Source organism: Rossellomorea marisflavi, assembly GCF_022170785.1.
Classification (GTDB): Bacteria; Bacillota; Bacilli; order Bacillales; family Bacillaceae_B; genus Rossellomorea; species Rossellomorea marisflavi_B.
This window is the reverse complement of record NZ_CP081870.1, coordinates 1,135,340-1,152,947: the sequence shown is the minus strand read 5'-3', so window position 1 is coordinate 1,152,947 and position 17,608 is coordinate 1,135,340. Positions and strand designations below refer to the sequence as shown.

Annotated in this window: 17 protein-coding genes and 1 pseudogene; 7 read left to right on the top strand and 11 right to left on the bottom strand. The window is 45.8% G+C overall.

Annotated features, from left to right (window positions below):
- Positions 1-7: 7 nt before the first annotated feature.
- The 5 genes from K6T23_RS06165 to K6T23_RS06145 all read left to right on the top strand — a co-directional run bounded on the left by K6T23_RS06165 (position 8) and on the right by K6T23_RS06145 (position 7,631).
- Entirely contained in the window at positions 8-2,098 is a 2,091-nt protein-coding gene (locus K6T23_RS06165; RefSeq protein WP_238283930.1) for an SA1320 family protein, read from the top strand.
- 366 nt (positions 2,099-2,464) lie between these two features.
- Positions 2,465-3,391: a DUF1672 family protein gene (locus K6T23_RS06160; protein WP_238283929.1), complete on the top strand. Its 927-nt coding sequence runs from the start codon at positions 2,465-2,467 to the stop codon at positions 3,389-3,391.
- A gap of 45 nt (positions 3,392-3,436) precedes the next feature.
- Positions 3,437-4,372 carry a DUF1672 family protein gene (locus tag K6T23_RS06155; RefSeq protein ID WP_238283928.1) on the top strand — a complete coding sequence of 312 codons (936 nt, stop codon included), beginning with the start codon at positions 3,437-3,439 and terminating at the stop codon, positions 4,370-4,372.
- A gap of 464 nt (positions 4,373-4,836) precedes the next feature.
- Positions 4,837-5,892 (top strand): transglutaminase-like domain-containing protein, encoded by a 1,056-nt coding sequence (locus K6T23_RS06150; protein WP_238283927.1) that lies wholly within the window; start codon positions 4,837-4,839, stop codon positions 5,890-5,892.
- A gap of 5 nt (positions 5,893-5,897) precedes the next feature.
- The gene (locus K6T23_RS06145; protein WP_238283926.1) at positions 5,898-7,631 is read left to right on the top strand and encodes a S9 family peptidase; all 1,734 of its coding nucleotides are present in this window, start codon (positions 5,898-5,900) and stop codon (positions 7,629-7,631) included.
- Between the two features lie 5 nt (positions 7,632-7,636).
- Here K6T23_RS06145 and K6T23_RS06140 read toward each other — a convergent pair whose 3' ends face one another.
- From K6T23_RS06140 to K6T23_RS06125, 4 genes are all read right to left on the bottom strand, one after another.
- The gene (locus K6T23_RS06140) at positions 7,637-7,933 is read right to left on the bottom strand and encodes a hypothetical protein (RefSeq protein ID WP_079515208.1); all 297 of its coding nucleotides are present in this window, start codon (positions 7,931-7,933) and stop codon (positions 7,637-7,639) included.
- A gap of 251 nt (positions 7,934-8,184) precedes the next feature.
- The gene (locus K6T23_RS06135; protein ID WP_238284389.1) at positions 8,185-9,306 is read right to left on the bottom strand and encodes an MFS transporter; all 1,122 of its coding nucleotides are present in this window, start codon (positions 9,304-9,306) and stop codon (positions 8,185-8,187) included.
- Positions 9,307-9,340: 34 nt separating this feature from the next.
- Positions 9,341-9,820: a MarR family transcriptional regulator gene (locus K6T23_RS06130; RefSeq protein ID WP_238283925.1), complete on the bottom strand. Its 480-nt coding sequence runs from the start codon at positions 9,818-9,820 to the stop codon at positions 9,341-9,343.
- A gap of 219 nt (positions 9,821-10,039) precedes the next feature.
- Positions 10,040-10,528, bottom strand: coding sequence for a DedA family protein (locus K6T23_RS06125; protein WP_238284388.1), 489 nt, complete (start codon positions 10,526-10,528; stop codon positions 10,040-10,042).
- A gap of 205 nt (positions 10,529-10,733) precedes the next feature.
- Between K6T23_RS06125 and K6T23_RS06120 the strand changes: the two genes are divergently transcribed.
- Positions 10,734-11,195, top strand: a complete 462-nt coding sequence (locus K6T23_RS06120) for a hypothetical protein (protein ID WP_238283924.1) — start codon at positions 10,734-10,736, stop codon at positions 11,193-11,195.
- Between the two features lie 42 nt (positions 11,196-11,237).
- Here the strand turns inward: K6T23_RS06120 and K6T23_RS06115 are convergent, their stop codons facing one another.
- Positions 11,238-12,083 carry a sulfite exporter TauE/SafE family protein gene (locus tag K6T23_RS06115; RefSeq protein WP_053428191.1) on the bottom strand — a complete coding sequence of 282 codons (846 nt, stop codon included), beginning with the start codon at positions 12,081-12,083 and terminating at the stop codon, positions 11,238-11,240.
- Between the two features lie 101 nt (positions 12,084-12,184).
- On the opposite strand from K6T23_RS06115, the gene K6T23_RS06110 reads away from it, so the two are divergent.
- Entirely contained in the window at positions 12,185-13,024 is an 840-nt protein-coding gene (locus K6T23_RS06110) for a LysR family transcriptional regulator (protein WP_238283923.1), read from the top strand.
- 47 nt (positions 13,025-13,071) lie between these two features.
- Here the strand turns inward: K6T23_RS06110 and K6T23_RS06105 are convergent, their stop codons facing one another.
- The 6 genes and pseudogenes from K6T23_RS06105 to K6T23_RS06080 all read right to left on the bottom strand — a co-directional run bounded on the left by K6T23_RS06105 (position 13,072) and on the right by K6T23_RS06080 (position 17,520).
- Complete coding sequence (locus tag K6T23_RS06105) at positions 13,072-13,518, bottom strand: toxin-antitoxin system YwqK family antitoxin (RefSeq protein WP_238283922.1); 447 nt, start codon at positions 13,516-13,518, stop codon at positions 13,072-13,074.
- Positions 13,519-13,528: 10 nt separating this feature from the next.
- Complete coding sequence (locus K6T23_RS06100) at positions 13,529-13,999, bottom strand: GNAT family N-acetyltransferase (RefSeq protein ID WP_420493503.1); 471 nt, start codon at positions 13,997-13,999, stop codon at positions 13,529-13,531.
- Positions 13,979-14,335, bottom strand: a pseudogene (locus K6T23_RS06095) (DinB family protein); the annotation flags it as partial. The pseudogene K6T23_RS06095 and the gene K6T23_RS06100, both read right to left, overlap by 21 nt.
- 57 nt (positions 14,336-14,392) lie before the next feature.
- Positions 14,393-14,890 carry a hypothetical protein gene (locus K6T23_RS06090; RefSeq protein ID WP_238283921.1) on the bottom strand — a complete coding sequence of 166 codons (498 nt, stop codon included), beginning with the start codon at positions 14,888-14,890 and terminating at the stop codon, positions 14,393-14,395.
- A complete protein-coding gene (locus tag K6T23_RS06085) occupies positions 14,887-15,648 on the bottom strand; it encodes a class I SAM-dependent methyltransferase (protein ID WP_238283920.1) in 762 nt (253 codons plus the stop codon). The genes K6T23_RS06090 and K6T23_RS06085 overlap by 4 nt, the downstream gene beginning before the upstream one ends.
- A 108-nt stretch (positions 15,649-15,756) precedes the next feature.
- Entirely contained in the window at positions 15,757-17,520 is a 1,764-nt protein-coding gene (locus K6T23_RS06080; protein WP_238283919.1) for an acid phosphatase, read from the bottom strand.
- Positions 17,521-17,608: the final 88 nt, after the last annotated feature.

Genomic DNA, 17,608 nt, shown 5'->3' with positions numbered 1-17,608 from the left:
TCTAATAATGACAATTACAACACAAATTGAAACAACTGATGCAGACTTAGTAGAACTTTCTGGATATCATGTTTATCAGAATCCTCCTGAGGACTCTAAGTTAGATGTCAATGGGAAAAAATTTAGAGTTGTGAACACTAATTATGATCATCCTACTGGTTTAGATGCTATGACCGTCCTAAACCAAAAGACTGGAGAAATATCTATAATTTATCAGGGAACTCAGGCAGATGCGAAATATGGTAAACTTGACCTCTTAACGGATGCCCAATTGTTGAGCGACCTTGATGTAAGACAGGTAGAGGCAGCTGACGAATACTATTTAGAAATGAAAAAATTATTCGAAAATGAAGGTGGAGTTTCATCGGTTGCAGGTAACTCACTCGGTGGCCCATTAGCCTCAGGAGTAGTCGTAGAACATCCTGATGATAATATACGTTGTGTCACGCTGGACCCAGCATTATTACCTAAAGGTAAAATGGATCCTAATAGGGATTACGACAATATAGTAAACTATTTTGGGGATAACGATGTATTAACAAAAGGCCTTATCGCTTTAGGTTTAGAAGACCGAATCCCTGGTGAAAGAAGAGATATTTCTTTTGGCGTTCCATATGCTGGAGCAGATCTAGAACATATTGGTTCATCTCATACAGGCTTCAAAAAGGACATGGCACCACACGTAGTCGCTGGTGAAAATATTAATGTGTCAGCAGATGACCATATAATCACCAGTATCTGGACAGGAGAGCCGTTATACAGCGGGCATACTGAGCGCATCGATATTACCCCTGAGGCTCTTGACAAACTCTCAAAGGCTTTGATCGGGGATGATTTGTCAGTTCACGGTAAGTATACAAGTATAGATAGTTATATGAATAAGTCCCAATTACTAGTAGAACAAGAAGGAGAAAGGTTCTCTGCCCGATTGAATGAACTTCAAGATAAAATTGAAGAAATTACTGAGTCACATTTCAGTCATCCCTTGTTCAAAGGCATGAGTACCTTAGCTGCTCCTATCCTATTGGAGTTGGACATTTGGATCGCCCTATTGGGTAAAGCAGAATCCTTTGTCAGGTCCATAAATAAGGTACTGGACTCTCCCCCGCTTGAGCTAGTAGAGCATATTGTCAACATTGACCTAAATGTAGCTAATATATTTGAACCCCCACGTGAGTTGCTCTCTCAATTCAAAGAGAATATAGTAGATCTACTACAAGGTTTCAAGCAATTGAGCGAGCACTTAATACCCACACTTTTAAGCGGTGGGAAACAGGTTGTAGAAGATGTGTTTGTAAATGATTTAAACGCACATTACAAAATCGTCAACCTTAATATTCAGAAAGTGTCAAAGCATATCGAACTGTTTAACTTTAAAACAAATTTCGTAAGGGCAGAGATGGTCATGCGTGATAAAAATTTGGCTGACTCAATCACAAATAAGGGCTCATTACTTGCAGTCGCTCCTTCGATGCTGAATAGTTCTGGGGAACCGTTAACGGAATCAGACCATATGCTAGTTGGTATGAAATTAGGTGATCTGATTCTCGATGAGAGCATCGCAATTCTCACTGCTTTTGGAAATAACATTATCCAAGCAGTAGTAGGAACCCTAATAGGAATTGTTTCAGCACTAGAAGGGTCCCTTGAAGCAACAATCCTGCAAATTAAGTCAAAAGCTAAGATAGACTCAGTCGCCATTCCTATGGATTTCTTGGGGCTATACTCGAATCTTGCAAATAAAGTGAATGCTATAGCTGAGTCAGCAATCGCCCCGCTTGAGGAGATTACTGGAACACTGGGTGGAGTTAGAGATGGACTAACTAGAGTATTCTTTGGTTTCCCTAACATTGTGAATGAATTTAAACCCTTCCTTCAAAATGCAATTTTGGATCAATTTAAACTAGCTGAGATCAACATTTTAAACGGAGTATCTTCTTCCCTACATGGAGAATTAGAATTGCTCTTCGAAGATATAATCTATCAACTTAGTGAACATAAGGGCAATTCCATCACTGCACTTCACGATACTTCCCAAAAGGTAAAAGCCGATCTAGAAACCGTTCGCGAACAAATTGAACGGATTACATTCAGTTAGTTCGAATATGGTTTCTTACGACTACTTAATGTAATTAAATTGAATAAATGTATTTATAATGAAACGGAAGAAGGGATATCTATTCTAATGATATCCTTTCTTTTTTAACTGATTTGATAAAATTACACTTTCCCCTGAAGAGCTTCCTTTTTAACTTTCATATTAATGGATATTTTTTGTTATGAAATGATTATATAAAGTGTTCAACTATACTACTAGAAAAGATAAGAGGATCTAAACACTAATGTAAGAGACACTATCCTATCAATCAAATGTCACTTATTGTTTTCCCAAAAAAATGAAAATTAATTTCGAATAGTTTTCAGTAATGAAAGATAAACACCTTAACAAATGGAGGGTTATCCGTTGAAGACATACAAAAAACATGCATTGCTAATTGTTTTAATCCCTCTTCTTCTAAATGGTTGTATTCCAATCTCGACTACAACACCCAAGGAAATCGAAGATCATAAAAAGAAAATAGAGAAAGAAAGAAAAGAACGAAACGAGGACGTATTAACGTACACTGCGGAAGATTACAAAGCGTATGATGCACAGGAAACGGAAGACATCACAGAAGAATTACGAGATGAAATCATTCAAGCAACAAAGGATTATATGAAGAAAAATTTCCACTTAGACATCCAAGTACACAATATTCTTACTAACATTGACGGGGTGACCGTTTACTTTGAAACAAAGGATCATATCCATTTCTTCTCAGAAGTCAGGATACCGATCGATCTAATTAACAAGAGAGTTCTGGGAGATAAAGTGAAATATTATGATGACCTTCTGGATAACGCTATGAAGGCATCACTATACGCTTATATGTATGAAGAACAATTCAGTGAGTTGGATGGACTTTTGGGTGAGGTAGCTGAAGAAAATGATGTGGTGGGAATCAGGAAGGAATTGATCCAAAACATAGGTAGACAGGGATACATGACTCCTTATTACTACACGAATTATTTAAATTCAGAGGAAGCACTTATCCCCGTTTATCAAAAATATTTAGATTCTCCTTCCTCCACTAAAGCAGAACTATTAGAGGTATTTAAATCAGAGGACTTCGATCCTGAGAATATCGAGATTCACATTCAGTTGTTCATGAAAGAACCAGATACTGAACCTGACGAAAAGACTTTCCGTCTAATAATGGATAAGATTAAAACCGGAAATCAACTGCCGAAAGGACATTACATCATCACCCTTAATGATAATCAAAAAGAAAAGGGAACAATCGATAATAGAAGCCTTGGCTCCAAGCAGGAAGAGATTATCATAGAATGATATGCACTCCTAATAATCCTAAATTAATTGGAGGAATTCAACACAATGATACGTAAATGGATCATGCTGTTATGCCTTGCCCCCACCCTATTTTTAGGTGGATGCCTCAATCTTCTATCAAATAATTCACCACAGGCTGAAAATGAAGATGGTGTAAAGGGCCGGCCCAGCGATATTTATGAAAGTGTCCTAACATACACGGGAGACGGGTATTTCCTTCCATATGGAGGAAAAGCTGAAAAAGCCGAAGAACAATACAAGGATGAAGTAGTAAAGGCAACCAAAGAATATATAAAAAAAGAATATAATACGGATATAGAGGTTCACAATTTGGTAGGTAACCAAGACGGATATACAGTATTCTTCGAAACAACAGGCCGACTTCATTTTTATTCCACAGCAATCGTCCCTATTGATTTTAGTAAAAAAAAAGTCCGGACAGAAAATATTGGTACCTTGGACGATGAAGTAGAAAAGGGCTTAAGAACAGCATTGTATGCCTATATAAAGGAAGATGAATTCAAAGTACTGGATGACCAGATTAAGGACATCATAGACCAAAGTGGTGAGATAGTCGGTACTACTGTCGAATCAATTCAAAATACAGGAGGGAATGCCTACGAGACTCCCTATTATTTTGTCCAGTCAGTATCTGATGACGAAGCCATTAAGCCGGTCTATGATCTATATATGAAAAATCCCGACGCTTCAAAAGAAGAATTGACAGCCGCCTATCAAGAAGAGCTGTTTGACCCTGATGATTTATGGTTTTCCATCAACTTATATATGAAGGATCCCAAGAAAGAGCCGGTACAAGAGGTATACAATCCTATCATGATTGCTTTTGAAGAAAACGATGATCTACCGAAAGGCCACTATTTCATTAACTTGCACGATCATTATGTGATCAAGAAGGCAGGTTCCGGCAACAAAGAAAATTCACTAAGCCAGGATGGGATACACGGGATTTACAAAGAATAAAGCATGCAAGAGTTAGCACATACTCCTTAGCTTAAGGAAAAACCCCCTATTTCTGAATGTTAGTAAGTTAACTGATAGATACATGTTCTGAATAAAAGCAAAGCACAGGAACGATCCCTCTTCCTCCATGAAGAGTAGGAATGACCCCTGTGCTTTTTACTTGGATCCCCTGGGAAGACCACGAAAATCAATCTATAGATTTTTAATGATCTTCACCGATTTGCTGTAGTACGTTCCTGTTTTATACCGCTCGGTCTCATCCTTTAAGCTACAGCGACGAGGCATCACACTAAACAACCTCACTCTAAATTCCATAAAACCCATTTATATACACACCCATACATGGTACCCTTTTCTATAAAGCAACCAGCTTGCGTGGAGTGAATCCCCATTACGGTAAGATTCTAGCTCCTCCCTTTTCTTTTTACAAAGGTGATGCATTCAATAGGAAAGAGGAAAACAGATTGAAGAAAATCAAAATAATCGAATCAACCAATCTACATCTCAATGAAATGAACCATCATCATCTTGATCTCTTAAACCCAGAAGAGCGAAAAAAATTACGTGAGTATGTGCTGGGGAACAAAGACTTCCAACTTAGTCATGAACCGACCTTTTTCTATGAGGCGATGCACTGGGTTCACAGGCAGTGGGATCACCATGGAATCAATCAGGCGCCTGCTGGCAGCTCCACTCTTGATATCCTGAAGCGTGCGGCATCAGGGGAACGCTTTCGGTGCGTGGAATATGCTTCGGTTACCAGGGACGTGTTGATTGCTTTCGGGCATCCTGCCAGAAGTGTGAATCTCCTTAGCATTGATGCTGATTATGGAGGAACTGGTAAAGGCCATATGGGAACCGAGGTTTGGTCGAATCAGCTGGATAAGTGGATTTTTTTAGATCCACAGTTTAATTGCCATGCAGAGAAGGACGGTCTGCCACTAAGCTACCTTGAGCTTGTGGAAAATCATGAAAACGTCCGCTTCCACATTCCATCTCAGGAAACGCGGGATATATATTCTTCTTTCATTTCGGAATATGTGGGATATGTTCGGACGAATCGCTTTGCCCATGGGCACTCCATCCGGATGACCCTTCCGATACAAGGAAGCGAGCAACATCTAGCATTTGAATCAATGGAGCTTGATCATGCCAGTTACACCAACAATAAAGGTGACTTCTACCCTGCTCTGAATCATACAATGATCCTTTTTGAATACAAGGAAAAGAAGGATCTTCCAAAACTGATCCAGGACTATAACATCCAAACAGAAGAGGAATACGAAGCCTTCCTTCCCCTTCTATCTGCCAAGCCTGACTACAGGCTCACCTTCATCCATACGGCGGAAGCCTTCAGCCATTATGAAGTTTCCATCGATGCAGGTGACGCCATTGTTCTTTATCACAATGAGTTGGTTTGGAGCCTGGTGGAAGGCATGAACCGGATAACAGCTCGTACCGTGAATGACTGCGGGGTGAAAGGTGTTCCCGTTACCATGACGATCTATTATGGAGAGTGATGACATTGATAGCCATTCAAGACCTGTACCAAACGACCGCAATCGCCTGTTTCACAGTTGATGACGAAAGAAGGCGCATCCTGATCAGTACGAACCACGGAGGTTCCTATGATGTGTGGGAACTCTGCCTCGACTCCCTTGAGACCAACCGTCTCACATTCTCAAATCAGCATAGTTCTAGCCTCTTCACCTATGATGGGAGTGTGTTTGCAACATTCGATTGGGATGGAGATGAGCATTACCAGTGGCACCGAGTGATGGATGATGGGAAAATCATTCCTTTATCCGAGGAAGAAACTGGGTCGACGGCCTACTTTGCCTGCTTCACTTCACAAGGGCATATTTACTATTCCACTAATCATTTGAATCCGCTCATTAATGTCATGCGGTATGATGTTTGCCTTGGGACGAAGAACCTTGTGCGGGAAGGTAAAACGGCACCTGTCGTTTGTGCCGCTGTCGCTCCCGATGAATCGTCCTATGTGTATACGGATTCCTACTCCAATACCCATGTGCCGGCGTACTGCATGGTGAAGGGAGTCAGTCAGCCTCTGATTCCGGATGCTGCAGGTCCATACAGCACTCAGGATGTCCTATACGACGGAGACGATCGGATCTATTTCCTGACAGATTATGATGCGGATTTTCACTATCTTGCTTCGTATAAACCTTCTACCGGATTGTTTACAAAGGAACTCTCGATTGAGGGGGAGAACATGAAGGGGCTCTGCAAGGCGCAGGATGGGTTGATTCTGTCAACAGAGAAAGGGGTACGGGATCATTTGCATCGTTACTTCCCTGAGGAAGGAAACTGCACAAGAATCGACGCTCCCTGCGATACTTTCAATCAACTGAAGGCAACATCGGACGGCACCCTTCTCCTTCTGGGAAGCTCTGCCCATGCGTCCGACGCCATCTACCAAATGGGTCTGGACGGTCGCTGGGATTGCCTGACTCCCTATACGGTGAAAACAAAGCGGGTCAAACCGGTGGCTGTCGAGTACCCCTCCTTCGACGGACTGACGATTGAAGGGATTCTTTACCAACCGGAAGAGCCAAACGGCATGACCGTGTTATGGCCGCACGGTGGTCCACAGAAATCGGAGCGGTTGAAGGATCGCCCCCTCCTGCAGTACTTGGCGCTTAATGGGTATACCATCTTTGCCCCCAATTTCCGCGGTAGTGTCGGGTACGGGGCTTCGTTCATGAAACGGGTGGAAGGTGATTGGGGCGTCGGGCCGAGGCTTGACTGCGTAGCCGGGATGGATTGGCTGATTGCCGAGGGGCTTGCGGAGAAAGGCAGGATCGCAGTCATGGGCGGGAGCTATGGTGGTTACATGAGCCTTCTTCTGTCTGGCAGACACCCGGAGTATTTCTGTGGGACCGTTGATATCTTTGGAATCTCGGATTTGATTTCCTACGTGGAGGCAGCTCCGGAGACACTAAAGCCCCTGATCATCAATCTGGTGGGTGATCCCGTCGGGCAGCGCGAAAAGCTTGTTGCTGAGTCCCCGATCACGTATGTAGAGGATATGGCGGGTCCTATGCTCATCATACATGGGAAGAATGATACGAGAGTTCGCCCTGAGGAATCGGAGCGGATCGTCGGACGACTACGGGAGCGCGGGATCCCCGTCCAGTATATCCTGTTGGAAGACGAGGGCCACAGCTTCTCGAAGCATGACAATGAAGTGATGGTCTACCAGGAGATCAAGCACTTCCTGGATACCCTTTTATAAAGAAATCACGGCTCGGATATCCCGTTGGCAATGAGCAGCAGATAGATCATGAAGCTGGTTACGATGATGAAAACGCCATTTGCCAGGATGCTGAACAGCTTCACGAAGCGTTGTTGTGACCTCATCCCCATGAAGAGAGCCAAGATGAACCCCGCATCAATCAAGGCAAACAAGGTTATGGGCAGCCACAGATCGGCTTTCACAAGCTTCCCGATCGGGAACACGAGAATGGAGGCCACCAGCAGGACGGCTGTGAGGGAGACCGCCTGCAGGGAACGTTTATCGAGTTTTTCATTTTCCATTTTTAGTACCTCCCAAAAATAATCGATTGGAGTGCATATGTATCATTAGCTTAGTCATTCTTACCTTGATTCTTGGTTTCGGATTTATGATTTCAGCAATCAGGGACCATTCAAAACGTGTCCAGGAAAAACAGGACCGGCAGATTGAATTGCTTCAGGAAATCACTCAATTACTTGACGACAACGAAAAAGATCGCTAACCCGCTTTTCCATAATCCCAGAAGTAAAGGGGCATGGCAAGCACCTCCCCTTTAGATGGGGTATTTCTTCTTACTAGAGGAGATGACTGAATAAAAGGAAAAGCTCAAGGCAAGCAAAAGTGCCGATAGGATCAGGAATGTCCCTTTCTCCCCCATCTCCCTGTAGAAAAGGCTGAATACGACCGGCCCTGCCCCCATGCCGATATAGCGAGTTACATTATACAGCGCCATGATGCTGCCTTTTCCTTCCTTGTAACGGGATGTCAGTAATGTGGCAAAGAGAGGGGTTGCTGCTCCCAGGCCCATTCCAAACAATATGAGAAGGAAAAGGGTGAGAGGCAGCAACCATTGATCCATTAGCGCGAAAAGGATCAAGCTCACAGAGACAGCGCCCATAACATGGGAAAAGTTCAATTTCACCTTTTTAAAAAGGTAGCTTCCTGCTACTATGCTTCCCGTTACCGGCACATAAAGAAAACCAATCCACTTCAGTCCGATATGAAAACGGTCGGCGAGGAGCTCCGGGAGAAATACAAGGATCGCCATATACACTAGGAAAACCACTAGACTGAGCGAAAGGATCACAAATACGACCGGATCCCGCATTAAATCCAAATACCTTAGGGATTGGTGCAATTTTTCTTTTTTCACGGTCGTATTCCTTCGTCGTACGTTCAGGAATAAAAATAAGAGGCTTAGCCCTGCCAGGAACCAGAACACACCGTGGAACTCATATCTGGCACCGATGATTCCTCCGAGAACCGGTGCAGCCGCCGGTGCTATGGAGAGGAACATTTGATAAGTCCCCATCGCCTCCCCCTGTTTTACTTCAGGAGTTTCACCCATGATGGTAATCACCGCGATCAACGGCAAAGATGCGGCACCAATGGCTTGTAGGCACCGAAAAAAAAGAAAAGCATAAAAACCTTGGGACAAAGCGCAGCCGAGACTCGCCAAGGCGACGAGCACGAGACTTCCTACAAGTATATGTCCTGTCTTTGTACGGTCCAAATACGGTGCCATGATCAGTTGTATAATGGCTGTAAGAATGATGAAGAGCGATACTGTGCTATTTACAGCCAGACCGTTAATGTGAAAATATTCCTTTATCGAGGGAATCAATGGGGTGTAAATATTCTGGTTAAGCGAAGCAAAGAAAGCTACTAGGGACATGAGATACAAAATTGATTGATTGCGTGAACGAGTCTTAGAGTTGGCCATGTTCATGCCTTATGCTCTCGGTCATTTTTTCCAGAAACGATGCAATGGTCCGTTGTTCCTCCACTGAAAATGCTTCGATCATATTCATGAACGCCCTTTTTTTCTCGTTATGAAGCTTCATGTGCATGTCGTGGACTTTCCTGCCTTCGGGTGTCAGCTTATAGTAGACTTCTTTTTTGTTATCATTCAGTTTCACCGCCCTAATCAGCCCATCTTCTTGCAGTTTGCGGGTAACCTTTGTGATGTTAGCCTTGGAAATCATCATCGTTCGGGAAATCCCCTTATGATTGATGGGTTCATGGTCACCGATGCACTGAATGACGTGGATGCTCGTCATGTTACCAGGTAAAAGATCAAGTGGTTCATCTTTGTTAAGGTAGATGCCGAATAAAGATTGAATTGAATCGGCTTTCTGCTCATTCAGGTGAAGTAATTCTAGATACGATTCATAAATGATTTGTTTCATGCAACAAACTCCTTTATGTTTACTAGTGAACAAAAACAGAATAACACGGTCACAATCCATTTGCAAATATTAGTTTACCTGTGAACTATTATACCATTCACCATTATCTCACTAATCCTTTAGCTCACACTGTTGGCCCTTACTTCATAAAAACCATAACATCATCAAAAAATTGAACTAGAAAAGCCAACGAGACCGGTCCCGTTGGCTTTTACAATTTTATAGTGTAATGACACCCGCCAGCCTCCCGATGGTGATGAAGACCGACGTCCAAAGAAGGGATCCGATGGCAACGAACAGGAAGTACTGTTTAAGATCCATGCGGGCAATCCCGGAAAAATAGCAGGTGATATGCCGTACGCCAGGAATGAAATAGCCGATGATCAAGGAATACGATCCGTACTTCTCCATCCACTTTTCAACCCTTCGCATACGCTTTTCCTTCAGTCCGACCCATTTCCCATATTTATCAAGGAACGGTCGACCGGCTTTGTAGCCGATGAAGTAACTGATGGTCATCCCGACAAGGGCCCCACCAAAACTGAACAATACGGCCAGTTCATAGTTGAGGGTCCCGACATTTGTGAAATATCCGACCAGCATCATCAGGACCTCATCCGGGACAGGCAGTCCGACGATCCCCAGTGTGAGTAATAAAAAGACGGCTATATAGCCATAATTGGCGATGATTTGTTCTACTGATTCCAAGTCCATACAGCATTAAGCTCCCTACGTGAATTCTAGGCAATGATGTTCCATATTCTTATACGGTTCAACACCGGCAAGAGTTTCAGTTCATGGATATTCTTTCAAAACACTTCTTCCATCATACCATAGGGAGCAGGTTTTCTATAGATTTTTCCAGAAAACCCATGTATTATTATACAAGAATAATTAATATGGAGTGGTATGTATGATCCTTGTTTTATCCCTGCTTTTAGGTGCGCTGTCTTATTATAGTGTCATATCATTTTTAGAAGTAAAAGAAGACATTGTCCGCAAACCCGCTTTGGTGAAGCTGAATATTCTCATGGTGATCCCGATTGTGGCGATAGCGATCTTATCATTTGTCGTATACCTTCTTCACACCCATCTCGAGGATCGCATTTCTCATGCACTACTCGTCCTTAGCTTATGGCTGCTGTGCACCACTGCACTGTTTATTATCCGGAATGCCGGTAATCGCAGGCTATCTGTGATCATCCTAGCCTTAATCAGTATGGTCGCAGCCATTGCCATGACCCCGATCGACTTTTATAATACCGTGTTCGAGGGACCCCATTATGGGCTTCCCTTAGGGATCAGTATATTTTTCATCATCTTGGTTTATATAAACTGGTTTCGTATGGCCCGTTCCATCACCGCTACAACATAAAAACGAAGCCCGCGTCCGATGACGCGGGCTTCTTCTCTTTACCTAAGCTGATGCACTTGGCTCTTTTCTCTGCTTGTTGATCAAGACCGCGAAAAAGGCAACCATGGCAGCACCTATCAGAATCAGGGATAGGGTCGGAATCTGAAGCAGCTTGAGGATGACGCTTGCTGCTACGATGATATACAGAAATGCGAGCATGCGTTTCACCTTATCCGTTGCAAAGTTCTTCAGCTGGGTTGAGCCGATCGGGGTTCCGATCAGTGCGCCTGCGATGAGAAGGACGCCGTGGCGATAGTCAAGTGTTTCTCCTGCTGCCATGTAGGAACCGATCCCGGACAGGACGATGATGGAGGCAGCCGTGATGCTCGTTCCGATCGCTTTTTTCAGGTCCAGCCTGATCCATTTTGACAGGAGCGGCGTCATGACGAATCCACCGCTGACACCCATGAGGGATGAAATGACCCCTGTGATGAACCCGATCACCGGAACGGCACCCTTGCCTTTCGGTTTCGCATCCGACTTCTCCTTCCTGAAGAATTGATAGGAGAACCATCCAAGAATGGCAATATAGGCGATGGAGATGACGAGGGATGCACCATTTGATGCTTCAAGCCATTTCACGAATGGCGCCGTGACCGTTGACCCGATCACACCAGCGATGCCGAGGATGATGGCAAGTCGTCCGTTTACATTTTTCAATCGTATATGAGAAATCGTGCCGGTCACCGTGGATCCAAGGGTCAGCATCAAGGAGAGGATGATTGCCTGACTCGGGTCATAGCCGAGGACCAGGAGCGTTGGAGTCAAAACGATTCCTCCACCTATCCCGAAAAACCCTGACAGGATCCCGATGAACGCACCACCGATGATAAAATAAATCCATTCCATTTCTGTTCACTTCCTTCCCTTTCATTATACAGTGGGGAAGTTTATAATAGAAATGAATAATACGAATAGTGTTTATTACGTTTCGTAATGGAGGTGCACCTATGCAAATCGATTGGATCCGGACGTTCGTCACCCTTGCGCAGCTTCAGCATTTTACGAAGACGAGTGAATTCCTGAATCTGTCCCAGCCGACGGTGAGCGTCCATATTAAGAAGCTCGAGCAGGCACTCGGCGTTGCCCTCATCAGCCGCTCTTCCAATTCACCCGCCTTTCAATTGACGCCTGCTGGACAGAAGGTATATGAACAAGGAAAGAAGATGCTTGAAATCGCCCGTTCCATGGAGCACATCCATGATGAAAAGGAAGAGTTCCATCTTCGGATCGGGTCCACGCATACAGTAAGCGATGTCCTGCTCCCTGACTTTGTGAAACAGCTGAAGCTGATGTACCCCCATGCCCATCTGCAGCTCAGGATCAACAATCATGAGACGATCGTGGAGGAACTGAATCACGGCGAAATCGATTTTGCTCTTGTGGAAGGGACGAAGGGGCTCGAGCCCTTCCAGGTAGAAGTCATCGCACGAGATGAGATCCGTTTCTTTGCTAGCAATCGCATGAGCCTGGAATCGTCCCCCATCATTTTGAGAGAGCTGGGTTCCGGAACGCGTGAATATGCGGATGATCTCCTGCGATCAGAGCGGATCCAGCCTGTGGAAATCCTCGAGGCAAGCAGCCACTCCCTCATCAAGCAGCTCGCCATCCGGGGCCTTGGGATTGCTTTTCTTTCCACTTCCATGGTGAAAGAGGAGCTCAGGCAGGGGAAACTTGTCCCCATCGATCCTTTTGTTGTCTACCGGCCCTTCTATTTCGTACACGCCGGAAAGTCCGGTGAGGGAAGTGTCATCCATCATCTCATTCAACTTGTGAAAGGTTTGTCATAGTTCTCAAGGTGCAAAAAAGAACCGATCTGCACAGGCTGCAAATCGGTTCACTTTCTTCCCCATTTCTCCGCGAAGCGTCTATCTTCCTCTGTCCACTCCGTCTTCTCCTTCAGTACGTTCCCGTTTTCGTCATAGGTCCGGAACGTAATCCGCTTGCCGGCCACGCTCTCAAACTCCTCCCGCACCCTGCCGTTTTCATAGAATTCCAGCTGATGTCCGTGCGAAGCGCTCTTATGCATGGTCCGGATGGATGCGACAGCGCCGCTTGGGTAAAATTCAACATAGCGTCCTTCCTTCACCCCACCTGACACATAAAAATAACTCTCAAGCTCTCCATTACTGTGAAGATCATAGACGAGACCCGTGAAAAGGTGCTCTTCCCCGTCTTCATCCACGATTACGATCCCCTGACCGTATGGCCCTCCATATTCGAGCTGGGTCTCAAATTCCACCCCATGCTTCAACACATATTCTTTGGTGAGCAGTTCTTCCATCTTGTCCACCTTAAAGATCCTTTTTCATATAGAAGTGGCGATGGTCCCTGCCGACGTTTTCAAGGGTGCCGAACACGTCATATCCATGCTTCTCGTAGAATCCCCTCGCCTGAAAGCTGAGGGTGTCGAGTTTGATGAAGTCACAGCTCCTTGAGGAGGCAATCCGTTCGCCTTCTCGGAGGAGACTGCTCCCATGACCTCCTCCCCTCAGATCTTCATCCACCATGAGGATCTTGACCTCCATCCAGTTCCAGCAGATTTCTCCCACAAGGCCTCCCCTGATATCACCATTTGCGTCAAGGAGGGTCAATGTGATTTCTTCATATCGACCTTTCAAGTCTTCTGAAAAGTGCTTGAGATTGAAGGAATAAAGCTTTTCTGAGATGCTTTTAGCTGCTTCGCCATCTTCCGTCCGCTGAATGGTGAAACCATCTGAAAGGAATGCGTCGATTTCCGCTTTATGATGAAGATCATGCTCCATCAGTCCAAGGAAATAACGACCGATGGTGATGTCTTTTTCACCAATGGTCATGGTGTAATCAGCGTTCAATTCCTTGATTTCTTCAATAATCCTCATCTTTGTTCCGGTAAATTGCCCGACCAGCTCTGCTTTTGATGCCTTCTCCATCCGTGTGACTGCCTCATGATTGAATGCATCCACTTCCGGGGCAGGAGACATGCTCTCTCCTGATCCGATAGCCTGCAGGCGATGATCCAGGAGGAATTCGTCCCACGCAATGAGGTGGGCAAGGATTTCTCCTGTGTTCCATTTCCCTGGTTTGAGTGGGGTTTGCCACAGGGTATTGTCAATCTCCATTAGGGATGCTCCCCATTCGACCATTGCATGTTGATGTTGGATGATGGTTTTCATTTCTCAACTCTCCTCCAGCCAGGTGTGGACTTTTTTCTTCATGTCTTGATCAAGACCCGCGGCCGATCCTTCATCTTTCATGGCATTCTTCGCCAACTTCTTAGGGAACATACTTTCAAGGGAAGATTGATGAGTGCTTCCGTCATCGGGTTCTTCGTACTTCACCACGGTGTATTGATTTCCTTCTTCCTTTAATTCAATATGAGCAGGCAAAGAGGCCCCTGTTTGGGCTTTGTCACCGGTTGACAGGTCATACCCTTCGTAAAGAGTGTAGAGATATACATCAATGGTGCCGTCCTCTTCCTTCGTGCCATAAATCTTATGTACTTCAAATTGTTCGTCTGTCTTATCGAGCAGAGGCTCATTGTGTTCGATGATGGAGGTGGAAATAACGCGGTCCATTTCCGGTGTGACCTCCTTGTCCCCTTTCGCTACGCCTTGGTTGCAGGCCGTAAGCAACGGGATCATGACGAGTGCCGGTACCCAGTTCCTTTTTCTCATCTTTCATGTCTCCTTCCTTGGAATGTCCCAATGGTCACTTCTGTTTCATATGGAATGGTCAGGCTTCCCTCTTGGCAGTGCTCCCGGAAAAGCGTTCCCAGTGCGTTGATGAATGACTGATACTCGGGATGATCGGCCGAAGGCGTGTAGGACAGTGACAGACCATGATGTATCAATTCCTCTTCATCGAGGGTATGGGCATTACCCATTTGTACGATCTCGATGTCTGATCCGAAAAATTCCCGTTTCTCTTTAAGGTGGTCACCGCTTGCATTCCCAGCCGTCTGCTTGATGGTGAAGTCCTTCAAGACATTGGAATACGCCTGAACGAACGGATCATCACCCTTCATTGAATTCCAGATAAGGAGGACCCTGCCACCCGGTTTCAGGATACGCTGGAACTCCGTGCGGCACCGGTCTTTATCCAACCAGTGGAACGCCTGGGCAACAGTGATGAAATCAACGCTTCCCGTCTCCAGACGGGTTTCTTCTGCTGGTGCTTCCATATAGGTAACGCGTGGGAGCTCACGGCAGGTGTGACGGTATTCCTCCAGCATGTCAGCACTTGGTTCAACGGCCGTAACAAAAGCATCGAGCTCTCCCAGCATGCGTGTCAATCGCCCTGTTCCTGCTCCTATGTCTGCAATCCGTGATTGTTCATCAGCTCCGAGACTGCGCATGAGCTCAAGGATCCCCTTTGGGTAAGGCGGTCTTCCTTTTGTATAAGAAGAAGCCCTTCCAGTAAATTCTGTCTTCATCTCTATCTCCCCTTCCACATTTTGTATTACCATCCATTTTACGCTTTTTAAAGATGTTTACAATAAAAAAATCAAGCCGCTTCCTGTGTTGGAGCGGCTTGATCCTTTTTATTTTATCAGCTTCAGTTCTAGACTGTGAGCTTTATAGACCGGTTTCACTTTGGTTCCCTTTGGGAGCCCGGTTGTTTCAATATGATTGAACACTTTATGGCGATCCAGTTTCCAGTAGGTCATGACGGTGACGGATTTACCCGGACGCTGATCCCGTGGGAAGTGTACTTTGAGTGTGCCACCGAGCTCCGCTTCCCCTTTGATGACGAGAACATCTTCGCGACTATCTACATCCACCTCAAGCATGGATTTCTTCGACTGGCTGTAGTCGCCATCGATGACGAGTTTCCCTTTACTTTCTTTTTGAAGGGTACCTGTTTCCACCTCCACATCGCCTTTTCCGAGCGCTGTTTTAGATCCAGCGACAAGGGTCCCGCCATCCAAGGTCGTATCTCCCTTATAGGAGTTATTTCCTGTGAGCGTCAATTCTCCTGATCCTTTTTTCGTCAGGGAGCCCTTCCCTGAGATATCGTTTGCCCATATATCTTTCGCATGGAATCCACCTTTTGAGGCGTCCATCTTCACCTTGACATTTGATTCAAATGAACCGAATCCATCTGCAGCCGCATATAGATTCAACCGTCCCCATCCTTCCAAATCATCAAGAAGGGGGTAGCCGGAGGAGAGTCCCGTTGTGGATAGTACACGACGGCGATCCTCGTCGCTCAGGTATGGAAGACGGGTTTCGAGAAGCACCTCAGCTCCTTTTGGTACGACCATGGGCTTCTTGGTGGAACCGGTGGGTTTGAAACCATAGGTGAGCCTCTCTTGATAGGCCTGCTTATTGGCTTCCTTATCGGCAAATCGGTCCGGTGCTTTCCCATCTTGCGTCAGTAGCTTGGTGTGAGCTTCCTCATAAGCTCCTTCCTTCAGCGCTTCATTATCGGGATCTGCGAGGATGGAAGCGGCGAGTGCCGTGGCCATCGTACGACCTCCCATCACATCCAGGGGTGAATGAACGCCGGCAACGAGGCGATTATCCCCGAGCTCCGAGGCGCGCGTCAGCATTTCCTGATAGCGCTCAGGAAATGCATAGGCGATGGCGAGTGCCGTCAGATAGGCGGCGTTCGTATGCCCGCTCGGGAATCCACCATCATTCGTCGGGTCCTCCTTCAGCGTCGGACGAAGTTCCGGTACGACAATGGACGGATCGGTCCAACGGAAAGGACGTTTATAGGAGTAGAAATCTTTTGCCGAACTCGTGGACGAATACTCTCCCCTCAGGGTTTCCACAAGCCCTGCCATCTGTCCGAGCTCAGAGTCTGTTGTCCCTGCCCCTGTCCCCTCATCGGTGTACTTCTTCACCAGGGCATCTTCGGGAATTCCCGTGATGGTGGTCGTGGCGTTGGCGTCCTTCCTGTAGATATCCGTGAGGGACCCGAGGCCATCAAGGGCACTGTAACTCTGGCTCACACGGTCATCGAGGTAAGCAGCATCCGCTTGAGCCTTTGTGCGGGAGGACGTCTTGTCCAACACGGTTTGAATATTATGTTCATGGACCGATTGATCCAGTACGACACCGGAATCCCAGGTTTCCCCCGGTTCCCAGATTCTGTTGTACTGTGAGAGGACGCTGATCGTCGGATTGCTCGGGGTCTTATTGCCCGACACATTATTCTTATATGTATCGATGAAGTAGCCTGACGGCGGTTCCGGTACCGGATCCACCCCTTGTTTCGCCCCTACCTGGACCCCTCCAAGAGCGCTTTGTGAAATCACAAGTGATAGTACGACGGCCGAAATCGGCTTTATTGCCTTCATTTTCTCCCATCCCTTCTGTCCGCATTGAGCCGAGGGTGACACCACTCTTTGCGCTGATCTCCGATTAGGGTAAGCGCTTTCTCTTTTA

What these genes read in the sequence shown, in the direction of transcription:
- K6T23_RS06115 (WP_053428191.1), bottom strand. Translation starts at nt 12,083, where the DNA reads ATGGAATGGATTTATTTTATCATCGGTGGTGCGTTCATCGGGATCCTG.
- K6T23_RS06120 (WP_238283924.1), top strand. Translation starts at nt 10,734, where the DNA reads ATGATCCTTGTTTTATCCCTGCTTTTAGGTGCGCTGTCTTATTATAGT.
- K6T23_RS06110 (WP_238283923.1), top strand. Translation starts at nt 12,185, where the DNA reads ATGCAAATCGATTGGATCCGGACGTTCGTCACCCTTGCGCAGCTTCAG.
- K6T23_RS06105 (WP_238283922.1), bottom strand. Translation starts at nt 13,518, where the DNA reads ATGGAAGAACTGCTCACCAAAGAATATGTGTTGAAGCATGGGGTGGAA.
- K6T23_RS06135 (WP_238284389.1), bottom strand. Translation starts at nt 9,306, where the DNA reads ATGTCCCTAGTAGCTTTCTTTGCTTCGCTTAACCAGAATATTTACACC.
- K6T23_RS06140 (WP_079515208.1), bottom strand. Translation starts at nt 7,933, where the DNA reads ATGGAAAATGAAAAACTCGATAAACGTTCCCTGCAGGCGGTCTCCCTC.
- K6T23_RS06080 (WP_238283919.1), bottom strand. Translation starts at nt 17,520, where the DNA reads ATGAAGGCAATAAAGCCGATTTCGGCCGTCGTACTATCACTTGTGATT.
- K6T23_RS06100 (WP_420493503.1), bottom strand. Translation starts at nt 13,999, where the DNA reads ATGGAGCATGATCTTCATCATAAAGCGGAAATCGACGCATTCCTTTCA.
- K6T23_RS06090 (WP_238283921.1), bottom strand. Translation starts at nt 14,890, where the DNA reads ATGAGAAAAAGGAACTGGGTACCGGCACTCGTCATGATCCCGTTGCTT.
- K6T23_RS06165 (WP_238283930.1), top strand. Translation starts at nt 8, where the DNA reads ATGACAATTACAACACAAATTGAAACAACTGATGCAGACTTAGTAGAA.
- K6T23_RS06155 (WP_238283928.1), top strand. Translation starts at nt 3,437, where the DNA reads ATGATACGTAAATGGATCATGCTGTTATGCCTTGCCCCCACCCTATTT.
- K6T23_RS06130 (WP_238283925.1), bottom strand. Translation starts at nt 9,820, where the DNA reads ATGAAACAAATCATTTATGAATCGTATCTAGAATTACTTCACCTGAAT.
- K6T23_RS06085 (WP_238283920.1), bottom strand. Translation starts at nt 15,648, where the DNA reads ATGAAGACAGAATTTACTGGAAGGGCTTCTTCTTATACAAAAGGAAGA.